This is a genomic window from Staphylococcus sp. T93 (genome assembly GCF_016743875.1).
Lineage (GTDB): Bacteria > Bacillota > Bacilli > Staphylococcales > Staphylococcaceae > Staphylococcus > Staphylococcus aureus.
The window spans coordinates 1,057,543-1,074,906 of the sequence record NZ_CP068247.1 but is presented as its reverse complement, the minus strand read 5'-3'; the positions used below and the strand labels follow the sequence as shown (position 1 = coordinate 1,074,906).

The following is a 17,364-nucleotide window of genomic DNA, read 5'->3' as shown; positions in this document are numbered from 1 at the left end:
ATGGGTTTAGTTCGCAAGTTTTTTATGCCGAATTCATATGTTCAATCAATATTTCAAATTGATTTAGACAAGTTAGTGGACAAAGGCGTTAAAGGTATTATTACAGATTTAGATAATACGCTAGTAGGTTGGGATGTTAAAGAACCTACAGAACGTGTTAAAGCATGGTTTAAGGAAGCTAATGAAAAAGGAATCACTATTACAATCGTGTCTAATAATAATGAGTCTCGTGTTGCTAGTTTTAGTCAGCATTTAGACATCGATTTTATTTTTAAAGCGAGAAAGCCAATGGGGAAAGCGTTTGATAAAGCAATAACTAAGATGAATATCAGACCAGATCAAACTGTTGTTATAGGTGACCAAATGCTTACTGATGTATTTGGTGGTAATCGTCGAGGTCTATATACAATTATGGTTGTTCCAGTTAAACGAACTGATGGCTTTATTACTAAGTTTAATAGATTAATTGAAAGACGATTATTACGTCATTTCAGTAAAAAAGGTTATATCACATGGGAGGAAAATTGATTGTCTGACATTTTAAAATGTATCGGTTGTGGTGCGCCACTTCAATCTGAAGATAAAAATAAACCTGGTTTTGTACCAGAGCATAATATGTTTCGTGATGACGTGATTTGCAGACGTTGTTTCCGCTTGAAAAATTATAACGAAGTTCAAGATGTAGGATTAGAAAGTGAAGACTTTTTAAAATTATTATCAGGACTTGCGGATAAAAAGGGTATTGTCGTCAATGTCGTGGATGTATTTGACTTTGAAGGATCATTTATTAATGCAGTTAAACGTATTGTCGGAAACAAAAAAATCATTTTAGCAGCAAATAAATTGGATTTATTGCCGAAACAAATTAATAAACGTCGAGTTAAAGAATGGTTAAAACGAACAGCAAGAAAATATGGTTTGGAAGCTGACGATGTCGTATTAATTTCAGCTGAAAAAGGCTGGGGCATAGACGACTTATTATCATCAATTGCGAATATTCGAGAAAATGAAGATGTGTATATTGTAGGGACAACGAATGTTGGGAAATCTACATTGATTAATAAACTGATTGAAGCTAGTGTTGGTGAAAAAGATGTAGTAACAACTTCAAGATTCCCTGGAACAACTTTAGATATGATAGATATTCCTTTAGATGAAACATCATTTATGTATGATACACCAGGTATTATTCAAGATCACCAAATGACGCATTTAGTTAGTGAAAAAGAATTGAAAATTATTATGCCTAAGAAAGAAATAAAACAACGCGTATATCAATTAAATGAGGCGCAGACATTATTCTTCGGCGGTCTAGCGCGCATAGATTATGTATCAGGTGGTAAACGTCCGTTAGTTTGTTTCTTTTCTAATGACTTGAATATACATCGTACTAAAACGGAGAAGGCTAATGATTTATGGCGTAATCAACTTGGCGATTTATTAACGCCACCTGGAAATCCACAAAATTTTGATCTTAATGAGGTAAAGGCTGTTAGACTTGAAACAGGCAAAGAGAAACGCGATGTTATGATCTCTGGTCTAGGCTTTATAACTATAGGACCAGGGGCTAAAGTAATCGTTCGTGTTCCTAAAAATGTTGATGTTGTATTAAGAAATTCTATTTTATAAGGTGATTAAAAAAATGAAATTTGCAGTTATAGGAAATCCTATTTCACATTCCTTGTCGCCCGTTATGCATAGAGCAAATTTTAATTCTTTAGGATTAGATGATACTTATGAAGCTTTAAATATTCCAATTGAAGATTTTCATTTAATTAAAGAAATTATTTCGAAAAAAGAATTAGAAGGCTTTAATATCACAATTCCTCATAAAGAACGTATCATACCGTATTTAGATTATGTTGATGAACAAGCGATTAATGCAGGTGCAGTTAACACTGTTTTGATAAAAGATGGCAAGTGGATAGGGTATAATACAGATGGTATTGGTTATGTTAAAGGATTGCACAGCGTTTATCCAGATTTAGAAAATGCATACATTTTAATTTTGGGCGCAGGTGGTGCAAGTAAAGGTATTGCTTATGAATTAGCAAAATTTGTAAAGCCCAAATTAACTGTTGCGAATAGAACGATGGCTCGTTTTGAATCTTGGAATTTAAATATAAACCAAATTTCATTAGCAGATGCTGAAAAGTATTTAGCTGAATTCGATATCGTTATTAATACAACACCAGCGGGTATGGCTGGAAATAACGAAAGTATTATTAATTTAAAGCATCTTTCTCCCAATACTTTAATGAGTGATATTGTTTATATACCGTATAAAACACCTATTTTAGAGGAAGCAGAGCGCAAGGGAAACCATATTTATAATGGCTTAGATATGTTTGTTTACCAGGGTGCGGAAAGCTTTAAAATTTGGACTAATAAAGATGCTGATATTAATTCTATGAAAACAGCAGTTTTACAACAATTAAAAGGAGAATAACATATGCTTACTGGCAAACAAAAAAGATACTTAAGAAGTTTAGCACACAATATTGATCCGATTTTTCAAATTGGAAAAGGCGGTATCAACGAAAATATGATTAAACAAATAGATGATACGTTAGAAAACAGAGAATTGATTAAAGTACATGTACTACAAAATAACTTTGATGATAAAAAAGAATTAGCTGAAACATTAAGCGAAGCTACTCATAGTGAATTAGTGCAAGTGATTGGATCTATGATAGTGATTTATAGAGAATCTAAAGATAATAAAGAAATTGAATTGCCATAATAATGAAAAAGATAGTACTTTACGGCGGTCAGTTTAACCCTATCCATACTGCACATATGATAGTAGCTAGCGAAGTATTTCATGAATTACAGCCAGATGAATTTTATTTTTTACCTAGTTTTATGTCTCCATTGAAAAAGCACCATGATTTTATAGACGTTCAGCACAGATTAACAATGATACAGATGATTATCGACGAGCTTGGTTTTGGAGATATTTGTGACGATGAAATTAAACGTGGTGGTCAAAGTTATACCTATGACACGATCAAGGCATTCAAGGAGCAACACAAAGACAGTGAGTTGTACTTTGTTATTGGGACGGATCAGTATAACCAACTAGAGAAATGGTATCAAATTGAATACTTAAAAGAAATGGTTACTTTTGTAGTTGTAAATCGAGACAAAAATAGTCAAAATGTTGAAAATGCTATGATTGCAATTCAGATACCTAGGGTAGATATAAGTTCGACAATGATTCGACAAAGAGTTAGTGAAGGGAAATCTATCCAAGTTCTTGTTCCTAAATCCGTTGAAAACTATATTAAGGGGGAAGGATTATATGAACATTGAAAAAGCAAAACGGCTTGCAAAAGAGAAACTGCCAGAGAAACGTTATAATCATTCTTTAAGAGTTGCAGAAACAGCGATTAAATTGGCAGAAATTTATGATGGAGACACTAGTAAAGTAGAATTAGCAGGTGTATTACATGATTTCTGTAAATATGATGATTTAGGTAAAATGTATCAAATTGTTCGACAATACGAATTAGGTAATGATCTACTGAGTTATGGTAGTGAAATATTGCATGGCCCTGTGTGTGCAGCAATCATGGAACATGAATATGGTATCAATGATGAGGAAGTATTAATGGCTATCAAATACCATACTACTGGACGTCAACAAATGACAAAAACTGAAAAACTGATTTTTATTGCAGATTACATCGAACCTGGAAGAACAATCCCAGGAGTTGATGATATTCGAGATATGGCATACAATCAAGGTAGTTTAGATAAGACAATTTATGAAATTTCTAAACGCACAGTACTATTTTTAATACAGAAAGATATTACGGTATATAATAAGACGATTGACTGTTTAAATTATTATAACTATAGTGACGAAAGAATAAAGGATGATTAAATGAATTCACAAGAATTATTAGCAATTGCTGTGGATGCAATTGACAATAAAAAAGGCGAAGATACGATTTCTTTAGAAATGAAAGGTATCAGCGATATGACAGATTATTTTGTTGTAACGCACGGAAATAATGAACGACAAGTTCAAGCGATTGCTAGAGCGGTGAAAGAAGTAGCCAATGAACAAAATATAGAAGTAAAACGTATGGAAGGATACAATGAAGCGCGTTGGATATTAATTGACTTAGCTGATGTTGTGGTACATGTTTTCCATAAAGACGAAAGAAATTATTATAATATTGAAAAGTTATATCAAGATGCACCATTAGAATCATATAGTCAGGTTGCGTATTAATTATGTCGCAATATGCAGAAATGAGCCTAGTGTACGATCAATTGACTCAAGATCAACCATATGAAAAATGGTTTGAAATTGTAAAAAATCACTGCAAAGATGAATCAAATATTTTAGATATTGGATGCGGTACTGGTAGTTTAACAGTTCAATTAGAAGCTTTAGGTAATGTTACTGGTATGGATTTAAGTGTTGATATGTTGACTGTTGCAGCTCAAAAATCAGCAAATGTAAATTGGCTTGAAGGAGATATGACATCTTTTGATTTGCAACAACAATTTGATATCATCACTATTTTTTGTGACTCTCTAAATTATTTGCAAGATGAAACTGCAGTGATTGAAACATTCATCAATGTTTATCATCATCTGACTGATTCAGGTGTATTTATTTTTGATGTACATACTGTTTATAAAATGATGACTTTGTTTAATAATCAAAGTTATATTGATGATAAAGGGGACATTTTTTTAGCATGGGATGCTGTGCAAGGAGATTTACCTTTAAGTGTTTATCATGATATGACATTTTTCATTCGACATGAAGATGAAACATATTCAAGATTTGATGAGTCTCATTTTCAGAGAACATTTGATGAAAAGACATATTTGTCTTGGTTAGCTCAAGTTGGTTTTAAACATGTTGAAACATTTACTGATTTTAATATAGATGAACATAATGAAGATGCAGAAAGATTGTTTTTCATTGCGAAAAAATAAAAGTAAAACCACTCGCTCAGACGTGTATAAAGTTGAGGAGTGGTTTTATTGTATCAATTTTTATTACGCTATAAAGATTTTTTAACTCAATGGAAGTTATATATTCTAAGTGCTGTTGTTTTAATTATGGTATTAATTGGTTTTATATTCTGGAGACAAGATGATTATACTTCAAGAAATTTTGAAAATAAAGATACTGCTCTGAAACAAAGCACTAGTGAAAATAGTAGTTTGTCCAAAGTAGAAGATGTCCAGGTCAAAGATGGAGATAATTCCAAAAATAAGGGTCCTGTATATGTCGATGTAAAAGGTGCTGTTAAACATCCTAATGTTTATAAAATGACATCTAAGGATAGAGTAGTTGATTTACTTGATAAAGCACAATTATTGGAGGATGCAGATGTAAGTCAAATTAATTTGTCTGAAAAATTAACAGATCAAAAAATGATTTTCATACCTCATAAAGGACAAAAGAATGTTGAACCACAAATTGAAGTAAACAGTGTGCACGAAAAAAATGGGAACACAAATAATACTAAAGTAAATTTAAATACGGCATCTGTATCAGAATTGATGTCTGTTCCTGGAGTTGGGCAAGCTAAAGCTAATGCAATTGTTGAATATCGCAACCAACAAGGTGCATTTCAAGAAATTGACGATTTGAAAAAAGTAAAAGGTTTTGGAAGTAAAACTTTTGATAAACTGAAATCTTATTTCACGACATAATGGATTATTTTAATTGCAAATTTTATTTTTTGTGATTAATCTTATATTATTAGAAAATGTTACTAAATTTTAAGTATGGAAGGTGAACATCTTGGAAAGAATCAAATGGGAAGAATATTTTATGGCACAAAGTCATTTGCTAGCATTACGTTCAACTTGTCAAAGATTATCTGTAGGTGCAACGATTGTTAAGGATAATCGTATTATTGCTGGTGGTTATAATGGCTCTGTAGCTGGCGAGGTGCATTGTATAGATGAAGGATGTTTAATTGAAGATGGACATTGTATCAGAACGATACATGCAGAAATGAATGCTTTATTACAATGTGCAAAACAAGGTGTATCTACTGAAGGTGCAACAATCTATGTTACTCATTTTCCATGCCTAAATTGTACAAAGTCAATTATTCAAGCAGGTATAAAGCGTATCTACTATGCAGAAGATTATCATAACCATGAATATGCAACTAAATTACTCAAACAATCTGGTATTGAATTTAAAAAAATTCCATTTTCACCAGAATATGTTGCTAAATATCTGACTAAAGGTTAATGTTTTGCTGTTTGTCGCGTTATCAATGATTGTAGGAGTGCTTTGGAATTCTAGCAAAGTGCTCTCTACATTTCTTTTCATTTTACTTTTGTATATTACTTATCGTAAAAATAAAATCGTTTATGCCCCTATTTCTCTCTTTTTAATCATTTTCTCCGCATGGTATTTACATTATTCACAACAAGCAATATTTAATTATATCAATTATATTGAACGTAATTCTCAGTTTAATGAGCGTGCTCAAGTAATCCAAATTCAACGTCAAGGTAGTGACACATATAAAGGTAGGTTGAGTTTAAAAAATGAAATATATCCTTTCTTTTTAACAGATAAAAAGAATTTTGATTTAAAGAAAATTGAAAGTCGTAATTGTATTGTTAAAGGACAATTCAAAGTTAATGACAATAAGTTTGTAACTCTTAAATTACAAAGTATAGTTGTACAAAGCTGCCTAGAATCGAACCGGTCTAATTTAATTGAGAAACATAAACAGTTTATAATGAATCGAATTTATGATTCGGGTATTAAGTTTCCGGATCGTATTATGGCATTGATTACTGGTGACGTAAAAGAAGTTAATGAGCAATTTAAGGAACGTGTTAAAGAGATAGGTATATATCATTTGCTGGCAGTTAGTGGCTCGCATATAGCTGCAATTGTATTTTTAATTTACCAACCTTTAAAACGATTAAATTTACCTTTATTTGTCATTAAAGGAATTACAATCATTGTATTAGCTTTATTTGCTCAATACACAAATTATGCACCTAGTGCTGTAAGAGCTATAATAATGACAACTCTTGTACTGGTTATTACTAAGCAAATTAAAATAAAGGGTATTCAGCTATTAGCATTTGCATTTATAATTATGTTTATTTTAAATCCACTAGTTGTTTATGATATTGGATTTCAATTTTCATTCATCATTTCATTTTTTATTATGCTACTTTTTCCTTTTTTACAGCAATTGTCAAAGTTACAATCATTATTCATAATTACGTTTATTGCACAATTAGCTTCATTTATCGTTGCCATTCCAAGCTTTCATCAACTTCAATGGGTGGGATTTTTATCTAATTTGATTTTTGTACCGTACTATTCGATTATATTGTTTCCGCTATCTATTTTATTCTTTATTACAAGTCATTTTATTGTGGGATTAACGCCGCTAAATTACTTGGTTGACCTAAGTTTTAATTTTCATGACTGGTTACTAGACCTATTCACAAGAATCAAGCAATCACATTTTTCTGTTCCCAAGTTTAATGATTGGATATTTATAGTATTTATAATTTCTGTTTATTACATATTTTGGTTATTGGCTAAACGTAAATATATATTGGTTACGTTTTGGACTATAATTATTCTGACATTATTAATAACGTTTCCAACAAATTCACATCACAAAATTACAATGTTAAATGTGGGGCAGGGAGACAGTATTTTATATGAAGGCGGTAAGAACCAAAATGTCTTGATTGATACAGGTGGGAAAGTGATTGATGATACTAAACAACCTAGTTATTCAATTTCTAAATATCATATTTTACCAACGCTAAATGAAAGAGGGATAAATGAATTAGAGTATCTAATTTTAACACATCCACACAATGACCATATTGGTGAAGTGGAATATATTATTAGTCATATTAAAATTAAACATATAGTGATATACAATAAGGGATATAGTAGTAATACATTGATGTTATTATCGAAATTAAGCCATAAGTACAACATTAAACTTATGGATGTAAGACAAGTTAGTAGTTTTAAACTTGGAGATAGTAGTTTTCTATTTTTTGATAGTTTTATTCCAAATAGCCGAGATAAAAATGAGTATTCGATTATTACTATGATTACATATCAAAATAAAAAAGTTTTATTAATGGGCGATGCTAGTAAAAATAATGAATCTTTACTACTAAAAAAATATAACTTGCCGGAGATTGATATTTTAAAAGTAGGACATCATGGGAGCAAGACAAGTAGTTCTAAAGAATTTATAGAGATGATTAAGCCTAAAATAAGTTTGATTTCTTCTGGGAAGAACAATATGTATCATCTTCCTAATATAGAAGTTGTTAAACGATTGCAAAGGATTCGCAGTCGCATTTACAATAGTCAACAAAACGGTCAAGTTACAATTGACTTAGATGATAATTTAAAAGTTGATTCAAGCTCTTATGGAAATGCAAGTGGTTTATAGATACAGAAACATGATATAATCTATTGATGTGTCAAACGAATGAAAGGGTGTAATGAATGAGCGACAATATTGTAGCTATTTATGGAGATGTGCCTGAATTGGTTGAAAAACAAAGTGCAGAAATCATATCACAATTTTTGAAAAGTGATAGAGATGACTTTAACTTTGTGAAATATAATTTATACGAAACAGAGATTGCACCAATTGTTGAAGAAACATTAACATTGCCTTTCTTTTCAGATAAAAAAGCAATTTTGGTTAAAAATGCATATATATTTACAGGTGAAAAAGCGCCAAAAGATATGGCTCATAATGTAGATCAATTAATAGAATTTATTGAAAAATATGATGGCGAAAATTTGATTGTCTTTGAGATATATCAAAATAAACTTGATGAAAGAAAAAAGTTAACTAAAACTCTAAAAAAGCATGCAAGGCTTAAAAAAATAGAGCAAATGTCTGAAGAAGAAATAAAAAAATGGATTCAAAGTAAATTAAATGAGAATTTCAAAGATATCAAAAGAGATGCATTAGATTTATTTATTGAGTTGACAGGTATTAACTTTAATATTGTCTCACAAGAGATAGAAAAGTTGATTTTATTTTTAGGCGATAGACCAACAATTAATAAGCAGGATGTTAACCAAATTATTAATAGAAGTTTAGAGCAAAATGTATTTTTACTGACTGAATACATTCAGAAAAGAAAGAAAGAACAAGCAATTCATTTAGTAAAAGATTTAATAACTATGAAAGAAGAACCAATTAAATTACTTGCACTAATTACAAGTAATTACCGATTATTTTATCAATGTAAGATTCTGAGTCAAAAAGGATATAGTGGACAGCAAATTGCTAAAACAATAGGAGTACATCCATACAGAGTAAAATTAGCGTTAGGACAAGTAAGACATTATCAACTTGATGAATTATTGAATATTATAGATGCTTGTGCGGAAACTGATTATAAACTTAAATCATCATATATGGATAAACAGTTAATACTGGAATTATTCATTCTATCTTTATAAAAAATAAAAGTTCAAGCATGCGCTTGAACTTTTATTTAAAAAGATTATTTATTTGCAGTCATTAATTGTGATTTAATACGGTCAGCTTTGTTTGAATGTATTAAATTACTTTGAGCAGCTTTGTCTACTAACTTAACTGCTAAGCTTACTAATTCATTTTTATTATCAGCGTTATTTGAAACAGCTGTTTTAGCGTTTTTAACTGCTGTACGCATTGCACTCTTTTGTGAAATGTTGCGTGCTTCAGCTTTTTCAGTTGTTTTTACACGTTTAATTGCAGATTTGATATTTGCCATTTCTGTCACCTCCTAAAAGTGAGTTCATCTTATCAAAATTTTATTTGATTACAACAAGAAATATTTTAACAAAAGTCTAACCGTTGTGCAATCATTTATTTGATGGGGTTAGCTTAAAATTTTGCAGATTTAATAAATTGTGTTGGAAACACAATCAATACGTTTTATAATTATAAGTACGTAATTAACATATTAACATATCGCAAGTATGTATTTAAATAAAGATTGTTATAATTTCAAAGTTCATCCAAGATTATGGCGTTTGCATTTACCTATTAAAAACGTTATTATATCAAAGATGCGAAAGATAATACGGGTTTATTTTATGAAAGTGAGAAGGATAAAATGGATAATGAGCAACGCTTAAAAAGAAGAGAGAATATAAGGAATTTCTCGATTATAGCACATATTGACCACGGAAAATCTACATTGGCTGATAGAATTTTAGAAAATACCAAATCAGTTGAAACAAGAGATATGCAAGATCAGTTACTAGATTCAATGGATTTAGAAAGAGAACGTGGTATTACAATCAAATTAAACGCAGTACGTTTAAAGTACGAAGCTAAAGATGGAAATACTTATACATTCCATTTAATCGATACGCCTGGACACGTCGATTTTACATATGAAGTGTCACGTTCTTTGGCAGCTTGTGAGGGCGCGATTTTAGTAGTAGATGCGGCTCAAGGTATCGAAGCACAAACATTAGCAAATGTTTATTTAGCATTAGATAATGAGTTAGAGTTATTGCCTGTTATTAACAAAATTGATTTACCTGCTGCAGAACCTGAACGCGTGAAACAAGAAATTGAAGATATGATAGGTTTAGACCAAGACGATGTTGTTTTAGCAAGTGCTAAATCTAACATTGGAATTGAAGAGATACTAGAGAAAATAGTTGAAGTTGTGCCAGCTCCAGATGGTGACCCAGAAGCACCACTAAAAGCGTTAATATTTGATTCTGAGTATGATCCATATAGAGGGGTAATTTCATCGATAAGAATTGTGGACGGTGTTGTTAAAGCCGGAGATAAAATTCGAATGATGGCCACTGGTAAAGAGTTCGAAGTAACAGAAGTTGGAATTAATACACCTAAGCAGCTTCCAGTTGATGAATTAACAGTTGGTGATGTTGGTTATATTATTGCAAGTATTAAAAATGTTGATGATTCTAGGGTTGGTGACACCATCACATTAGCTAGTAGACCTGCATCAGAACCATTGCAAGGTTATAAGAAAATGAATCCAATGGTATATTGCGGACTGTTCCCAATAGATAACAAAAATTATAATGATTTAAGAGAAGCATTAGAAAAATTACAATTGAATGATGCATCATTAGAATTTGAGCCTGAATCGTCACAAGCATTAGGTTTTGGTTATAGAACTGGTTTCTTAGGTATGTTACACATGGAAATAATTCAAGAAAGAATTGAAAGAGAATTTGGTATTGAATTAATTGCAACTGCACCATCTGTAATTTATCAATGTGTTTTAAGGGACGGTTCAGAAGTGACGGTTGATAACCCAGCACAAATGCCAGATCGTGATAAAATTGATAAAATATTTGAGCCATATGTTCGTGCAACTATGATGGTTCCAAATGACTATGTCGGTGCAGTAATGGAATTATGTCAACGTAAACGTGGACAATTTATAAATATGGACTATTTAGATGATATTCGTGTAAATATTGTTTATGAATTACCTTTAGCTGAAGTTGTATTTGATTTCTTCGATCAACTTAAATCTAATACTAAAGGATATGCATCATTTGATTATGAATTCATCGAAAATAAAGAAAGTAATTTAGTCAAGATGGATATTTTATTAAATGGTGATAAAGTGGATGCGCTAAGCTTCATAGTTCATAGAGATTTTGCATATGAACGTGGTAAAGCATTAGTTGAAAAACTTAAAACGTTAATTCCAAGACAGCAATTTGAAGTACCTGTACAGGCTGCAATAGGACAAAAAATTGTAGCGCGTACAAATATTAAATCAATGGGTAAAAACGTTTTAGCTAAATGTTATGGCGGTGACATAAGCCGTAAACGTAAATTACTTGAAAAACAAAAAGCAGGTAAAGCTAAGATGAAAGCAGTTGGTAATGTTGAAATTCCACAAGATGCTTTCTTGGCTGTATTGAAAATGGATGATGAATAATTTTAAAAAATCAATTAACAATTTACAATGAATAAAGTTTAATAACTAAAAAGAGGGAGCCTAGGATAAATTAACGTCCTGGGCTTTACAATGTTATATTGGCAGCCATCGACAGAGTTAAAATGAGCTTATAACAATGGGGCCCCAACACAGAAGCTGACGAAAAGTCAGCTTACTATAATGTGCAAGTTGGGGTGGGGCCCCAACATAGAGAATTTCGAAAAGAAATTCTACAGGCAATGCAAGTTGGGGTGGGACGACGAAATAAATTTTGCGAAAATATCATTTCTGTCCCACTCCCTTATGCATGAGTTTTACTCATGTAATTTTATTTTTAAGGACATATTACATCTGGCTAATGTGTAAGAGCCACTACATAATAAATCATTAGTGGTTCTTTATTATTTCTATCTCACTCCCTCTAAACAAGAATAAATATTAAAATGAATCGATATATTAGACAATCATTGATTAAACGTTAAAGTTAAAAGTAAGAATAATTGCAGATAGTCCAACAGGATATAGCCGATTGGATAAAAAGTCTGAGAAGCGGGGCATTAAAATGACGGTACAAAGTGCATATATACATATTCCATTTTGTGTAAGAATATGTACATATTGTGATTTCAATAAATATTTTATACAGAATCAACCTGTAGATGAGTACTTAGATGCACTAATCACAGAAATGTCTACAGCAAAATATAGGATCTTAAAGACCATGTATGTAGGTGGCGGCACACCAACGGCCCTTTCTATTAATCAGTTGGAAAGATTACTTAAAGCAATACGTGATACGTTTACAATCACAGGCGAGTATACATTTGAAGCAAATCCTGATGAGTTAACTAAAGAGAAAGTCCAACTATTAGAGAAATATGGAGTAAAAAGGATTTCAATGGGCGTTCAAACATTCAAGCCGGAGTTATTGTCTGTTTTAGGTAGAACGCACAATACTGAAGATATTTACACTTCGGTGTTAAATGCTAAAAACGCAGGTATTAAATCAATCAGTTTAGATTTAATGTATCATTTACCGAAACAGACGATTGAAGATTTTGAACAAAGTTTAGATCTAGCTTTAGATATGGATATTCAACATATTTCGAGTTACGGCTTAATACTTGAACCTAAAACCCAATTTTATAATATGTATAGAAAAGGCTTGCTCAAACTTGCTAATGAGGATTTAGGTGCTGACATGTATCAGTTGCTGATGTCTAAGATAGAACAATCTCCTTTCCATCAATACGAAATATCTAATTTTGCATTAGATGGCCATGAATCAGAACATAATAAGGTTTACTGGTTTAATGAGGAATATTATGGATTTGGAGCAGGTGCAAGTGGTTATGTAGATGGTGTGCGTTATACGAATATCAATCCAGTGAATCATTATATCAAAGCTATAAATAAAGAAAGTAAAGCAATTTTAGTATCAAATAAACCTTCTTTGACTGAGAGAATGGAAGAAGAAATGTTTCTTGGGTTGCGTTTAAATGAAGGTGTGAGTAGTAGTAGGTTCAAAAAGAAGTTTGACCAATCTATTGAAAGTGTCTTTGGTCAAACAATAAATAATTTAAAAGAGAAGGAATTAATTGTAGAAAAGAACGATGTGATTGCACTTACAAATAGAGGGAAAGTCATAGGTAATGAGGTTTTTGAAGCTTTCCTAATAAATGATTAAAAAAAATTGAAATTTCGAGTCTTTAACATTGACTTACTTTGACCAATTTGATAAATTATAATTAGCACTTGAGATAAGTGAGTGCTAATGAGGTGAAAACATGATTACAGATAGGCAATTGAGTATATTAAACGCAATTGTTGAGGATTATGTTGATTTTGGACAACCCGTTGGTTCTAAAACACTAATTGAGCGACATAACTTGAATGTTAGTCCTGCTACAATTAGAAATGAGATGAAACAGCTTGAAGATTTAAACTATATCGAGAAGACACATAGTTCTTCAGGGCGTTCGCCATCACAATTAGGTTTTAGGTATTATGTCAATCGTTTACTTGAACAAACATCTCATCAAAAAACAAATAAATTAAGACGATTAAATCAATTGTTAGTTGAGAATCAATATGATGTATCATCAGCATTGACATATTTTGCAGATGAATTATCAAATATATCTCAATATACAACTTTAGTTGTTCATCCTAATCATAAACAAGATATTATCAATAATGTACACTTGATTCGTGCTAATCCTAATTTAGTTATAATGGTTATCGTATTTTCATCAGGTCATGTTGAGCATGTACATCTTGCTTCAGACATACCGTTTAATAATGACAAACTAAATACAATATCAAATTTTGTTACAAACAAACTAACTGAGTTTAATCAGAATTTACAAGATGATATTGTCTCTTTTGTTCAATCAGAGCAGGAAGAAATTTTTATCAATAAATTGTTAAATACGATGAATAATCATATTTCTAATCAAAGTAATAGCATTTATATGGGTGGAAAGGTTAAACTTATTGATGCATTGAATGAAAGTAATGTATCTTCAATTCAGCCCATTCTACAATATATAGAATCAAATAGAATTGCAGAATTATTACAAGATATATCTTCACCAAATATTAATGTAAAAATTGGTAATGAAATTGATGACAGCTTAAGTGATATTTCAATTGTAACAAGTCAATATCATTTTGATGAAACGTTAAAAGGTCAAATCGCTGTGATTGGACCTACAGCTATGCATTATCAAAATGTCATTCAATTATTAAATAGAATTTGGTAATGATGGATTAGAAAGTATTGGAGGACAGAAAATGACAAATAAAGACGAATCAGTTGAAAAAAACACTGAATCAACAGTTGAAGAAACAAACGTCAAACAAAATATTGATGATTCAGTTGAACAAGCTGAAGAAAGTAAAGGTCATTTACAAGATGAAGCAATAGAAGAAACGTCTGACGAGAATGTTATTGAAGAAATAGATCCAAAAGATCAAAAAATTAATGAACTTCAACAATTAGCAGATGAAAACGAAGAGAAATATTTAAGGCTCTACGCTGAGTTTGAAAATTATAAGCGTAGAATTCAAAAAGAAAATGAAATAAACAAAACATATCAAGCACAACGTGTGTTAACAGATATTTTACCAGCAATAGACAATATAGAACGTGCACTTCAAATTGAAGGTGATGATGAGACTTTTAAATCTCTTCAAAAAGGTGTACAAATGGTGCATGAAAGTTTGATTAACGCACTAAAAGATAATGGTCTTGAAGTTATTAAAACTGAAGGTGAAGCATTTGATCCAAATATTCACCAAGCTGTAGTTCAAGATGATAACCCTGATTTTGAATCTGGCGAAATCACTCAAGAACTACAAAAAGGATACAAGCTTAAAGATAGAGTATTAAGACCATCAATGGTCAAAGTAAACCAATAACTTAAATTTGGCGAAAAGACATTGTTTAAAATTAAATTAATTTAATGATTAAATGGAGGAATTTTATTATGAGTAAAATTATTGGTATAGACTTAGGTACAACAAATTCATGTGTAACAGTATTAGAAGGCGATGAGCCAAAAGTAATTCAAAACCCTGAAGGTTCACGTACAACACCATCTGTTGTAGCTTTCAAAAATGGAGAAACTCAAGTTGGTGAAGTAGCAAAACGTCAAGCTATTACAAACCCAAACACTGTTCAATCTATTAAACGTCATATGGGTACTGATTATAAAGTAGATATTGAAGGTAAATCATACACACCACAAGAAATCTCAGCTATGATTTTACAAAACTTAAAAAATACAGCTGAAAGCTATTTAGGTGAGAAAGTTGACAAAGCTGTAATTACAGTACCTGCATACTTTAACGATGCTGAACGTCAAGCAACTAAAGATGCTGGTAAAATTGCTGGTTTAGAAGTTGAGCGTATCATTAATGAACCAACAGCTGCAGCATTAGCATATGGTTTAGACAAAACTGATAAAGATGAAAAAGTTCTTGTTTTTGACTTAGGTGGCGGTACATTTGACGTATCTATCCTAGAATTAGGTGACGGTGTATTCGAAGTACTATCAACAGCCGGTGACAACAAACTTGGCGGTGATGATTTTGACCAAGTAATTATTGACTACCTAGTTGCAGAATTCAAAAAAGAAAATGGCGTAGACTTATCTCAAGATAAAATGGCATTACAACGTTTGAAAGATGCTGCTGAAAAAGCTAAAAAAGACTTATCAGGTGTATCACAAACTCAAATCTCATTACCATTTATCTCAGCTGGTGAAAACGGTCCATTACACTTAGAAGTAAACTTAACTCGTTCTAAATTTGAAGAATTATCAGATTCATTAATTAGAAGAACAATGGAACCTACACGCCAAGCAATGAAAGACGCTGGCTTAACAAACTCAGATATCGATGAAGTTATCTTAGTTGGTGGATCAACTCGTATTCCAGCAGTACAAGAAGCTGTCAAAAAAGAAATCGGTAAAGAGCCTAACAAAGGAGTAAACCCGGACGAAGTAGTGGCAATGGGAGCTGCAATCCAAGGTGGCGTTATCACAGGTGACGTTAAAGACGTAGTATTATTAGACGTAACACCACTATCTTTAGGTATTGAAATTTTAGGTGGACGTATGAATACGTTAATTGAACGTAACACTACGATTCCTACATCTAAATCTCAAATCTATTCAACAGCAGTAGATAATCAACCATCAGTAGATGTACACGTATTACAAGGTGAACGTCCAATGGCTGCGGATAATAAAACACTTGGTAGATTCCAATTGACTGATATTCCACCAGCTGAACGTGGTAAACCTCAAATTGAAGTAACGTTTGATATCGATAAAAACGGTATTGTAAATGTAACTGCAAAAGACTTAGGTACAAATAAAGAACAAAGAATTACAATTCAATCAAGTTCTTCATTATCAGACGAAGAAATCGACCGTATGGTAAAAGATGCTGAAGTTAACGCTGAAGCAGATAAAAAACGTCGTGAAGAAGTAGACTTAAGAAACGAAGCTGACAGTCTAGTATTCCAAGTTGAAAAAACTTTAACTGATTTAGGCGAAAATATCGGTGAAGAAGATAAAAAATCTGCTGAAGAGAAAAAAGACGCTCTTAAAACTGCTTTAGAAGGTCAAGATATAGAAGATATTAAATCTAAAAAAGAAGAACTTGAAAAAGTGATTCAAGAATTATCAGCAAAAGTATATGAGCAAGCGGCTCAACAGCAACAACAAGCACAAGGTGCTAATGCTGGTCAAAACAATGATAGTACTGTAGAAGATGCTGAATTTAAAGAAGTAAAAGACGACGACAAAAAATAATTAAACAATACAATTAGAATGTTGTCATGATCTGAAAAGTCAAAGTCAATAGAACATTGGCTTTGGCTTTTTATTTGGATAGTATGACATATTACGT

At 31.5% G+C, this 17,364-nt stretch carries 18 protein-coding genes; 17 read left to right on the top strand and 1 reads right to left on the bottom strand.

Features of this window, described 5'->3' with window-relative positions:
• The 12 genes from JG553_RS05180 to holA all read left to right on the top strand — a co-directional run bounded on the left by JG553_RS05180 (position 1) and on the right by holA (position 9,478).
• Positions 1-528 (top strand): YqeG family HAD IIIA-type phosphatase, encoded by a 528-nt coding sequence (locus tag JG553_RS05180; RefSeq protein WP_000524902.1) that lies wholly within the window; start codon positions 1-3, stop codon positions 526-528.
• Positions 529-1,629 carry a ribosome biogenesis GTPase YqeH gene (gene yqeH / locus JG553_RS05175; protein WP_001280141.1) on the top strand — a complete coding sequence of 367 codons (1,101 nt, stop codon included), beginning with the start codon at positions 529-531 and terminating at the stop codon, positions 1,627-1,629.
• A 13-nt stretch (positions 1,630-1,642) separates the two neighbouring features.
• A complete protein-coding gene (aroE, locus tag JG553_RS05170) occupies positions 1,643-2,449 on the top strand; it encodes a shikimate dehydrogenase (protein ID WP_000666761.1) in 807 nt (268 codons plus the stop codon).
• 3 nt (positions 2,450-2,452) lie between these two features.
• Positions 2,453-2,743, top strand: a complete 291-nt coding sequence (yhbY, locus tag JG553_RS05165; RefSeq protein WP_000955231.1) for a ribosome assembly RNA-binding protein YhbY — start codon at positions 2,453-2,455, stop codon at positions 2,741-2,743.
• A gap of 2 nt (positions 2,744-2,745) precedes the next feature.
• Positions 2,746-3,315 carry a nicotinate (nicotinamide) nucleotide adenylyltransferase gene (gene nadD, locus JG553_RS05160; RefSeq protein ID WP_000725162.1) on the top strand — a complete coding sequence of 190 codons (570 nt, stop codon included), beginning with the start codon at positions 2,746-2,748 and terminating at the stop codon, positions 3,313-3,315.
• The gene (gene yqeK / locus JG553_RS05155; RefSeq protein WP_001019324.1) at positions 3,305-3,889 is read left to right on the top strand and encodes a bis(5'-nucleosyl)-tetraphosphatase (symmetrical) YqeK; all 585 of its coding nucleotides are present in this window, start codon (positions 3,305-3,307) and stop codon (positions 3,887-3,889) included. The genes nadD and yqeK overlap by 11 nt, the downstream gene beginning before the upstream one ends.
• Positions 3,890-4,243, top strand: coding sequence for a ribosome silencing factor (rsfS, locus tag JG553_RS05150; RefSeq protein ID WP_001088022.1), 354 nt, complete (start codon positions 3,890-3,892; stop codon positions 4,241-4,243).
• A 2-nt stretch (positions 4,244-4,245) separates the two neighbouring features.
• A complete protein-coding gene (locus JG553_RS05145) occupies positions 4,246-4,962 on the top strand; it encodes a class I SAM-dependent DNA methyltransferase (protein ID WP_000084829.1) in 717 nt (238 codons plus the stop codon).
• A 39-nt stretch (positions 4,963-5,001) separates the two neighbouring features.
• Complete coding sequence (locus tag JG553_RS05140) at positions 5,002-5,688, top strand: ComEA family DNA-binding protein (RefSeq protein WP_001792568.1); 687 nt, start codon at positions 5,002-5,004, stop codon at positions 5,686-5,688.
• 91 nt (positions 5,689-5,779) lie between these two features.
• Positions 5,780-6,241 carry a ComE operon protein 2 gene (locus tag JG553_RS05135; protein ID WP_000439693.1) on the top strand — a complete coding sequence of 154 codons (462 nt, stop codon included), beginning with the start codon at positions 5,780-5,782 and terminating at the stop codon, positions 6,239-6,241.
• Positions 6,242-6,245: 4 nt separating this feature from the next.
• A complete protein-coding gene (locus JG553_RS05130; protein WP_001805151.1) occupies positions 6,246-8,447 on the top strand; it encodes a DNA internalization-related competence protein ComEC/Rec2 in 2,202 nt (733 codons plus the stop codon).
• 56 nt (positions 8,448-8,503) lie between these two features.
• Positions 8,504-9,478, top strand: a complete 975-nt coding sequence (holA, locus tag JG553_RS05125) for a DNA polymerase III subunit delta (protein WP_001282562.1) — start codon at positions 8,504-8,506, stop codon at positions 9,476-9,478.
• Between the two features lie 44 nt (positions 9,479-9,522).
• On the opposite strand, the gene rpsT is transcribed toward holA, so the two are convergent.
• On the bottom strand, positions 9,523-9,774 hold the full coding sequence (gene rpsT / locus JG553_RS05120) for a 30S ribosomal protein S20 (RefSeq protein WP_001274017.1): 252 nt from the start codon (positions 9,772-9,774) through the stop codon (positions 9,523-9,525).
• A gap of 345 nt (positions 9,775-10,119) precedes the next feature.
• Here rpsT and lepA point away from each other — a divergent pair, with 345 nt between their 5' ends.
• The 5 genes from lepA (at position 10,120) to dnaK (ending at position 17,267) form a co-directional block, all read left to right on the top strand.
• Entirely contained in the window at positions 10,120-11,943 is a 1,824-nt protein-coding gene (gene lepA / locus JG553_RS05115; RefSeq protein ID WP_000368341.1) for a translation elongation factor 4, read from the top strand.
• 562 nt (positions 11,944-12,505) lie between these two features.
• Entirely contained in the window at positions 12,506-13,630 is a 1,125-nt protein-coding gene (gene hemW, locus JG553_RS05110; RefSeq protein WP_000218088.1) for a radical SAM family heme chaperone HemW, read from the top strand.
• Between the two features lie 100 nt (positions 13,631-13,730).
• Entirely contained in the window at positions 13,731-14,708 is a 978-nt protein-coding gene (gene hrcA, locus JG553_RS05105; protein WP_000627140.1) for a heat-inducible transcriptional repressor HrcA, read from the top strand.
• Between the two features lie 31 nt (positions 14,709-14,739).
• On the top strand, positions 14,740-15,366 hold the full coding sequence (gene grpE, locus JG553_RS05100; protein ID WP_000182215.1) for a nucleotide exchange factor GrpE: 627 nt from the start codon (positions 14,740-14,742) through the stop codon (positions 15,364-15,366).
• Between the two features lie 68 nt (positions 15,367-15,434).
• The gene (dnaK, locus tag JG553_RS05095) at positions 15,435-17,267 is read left to right on the top strand and encodes a molecular chaperone DnaK (protein ID WP_000034716.1); all 1,833 of its coding nucleotides are present in this window, start codon (positions 15,435-15,437) and stop codon (positions 17,265-17,267) included.
• The last annotated feature ends 97 nt before the right edge of the window (positions 17,268-17,364 follow it).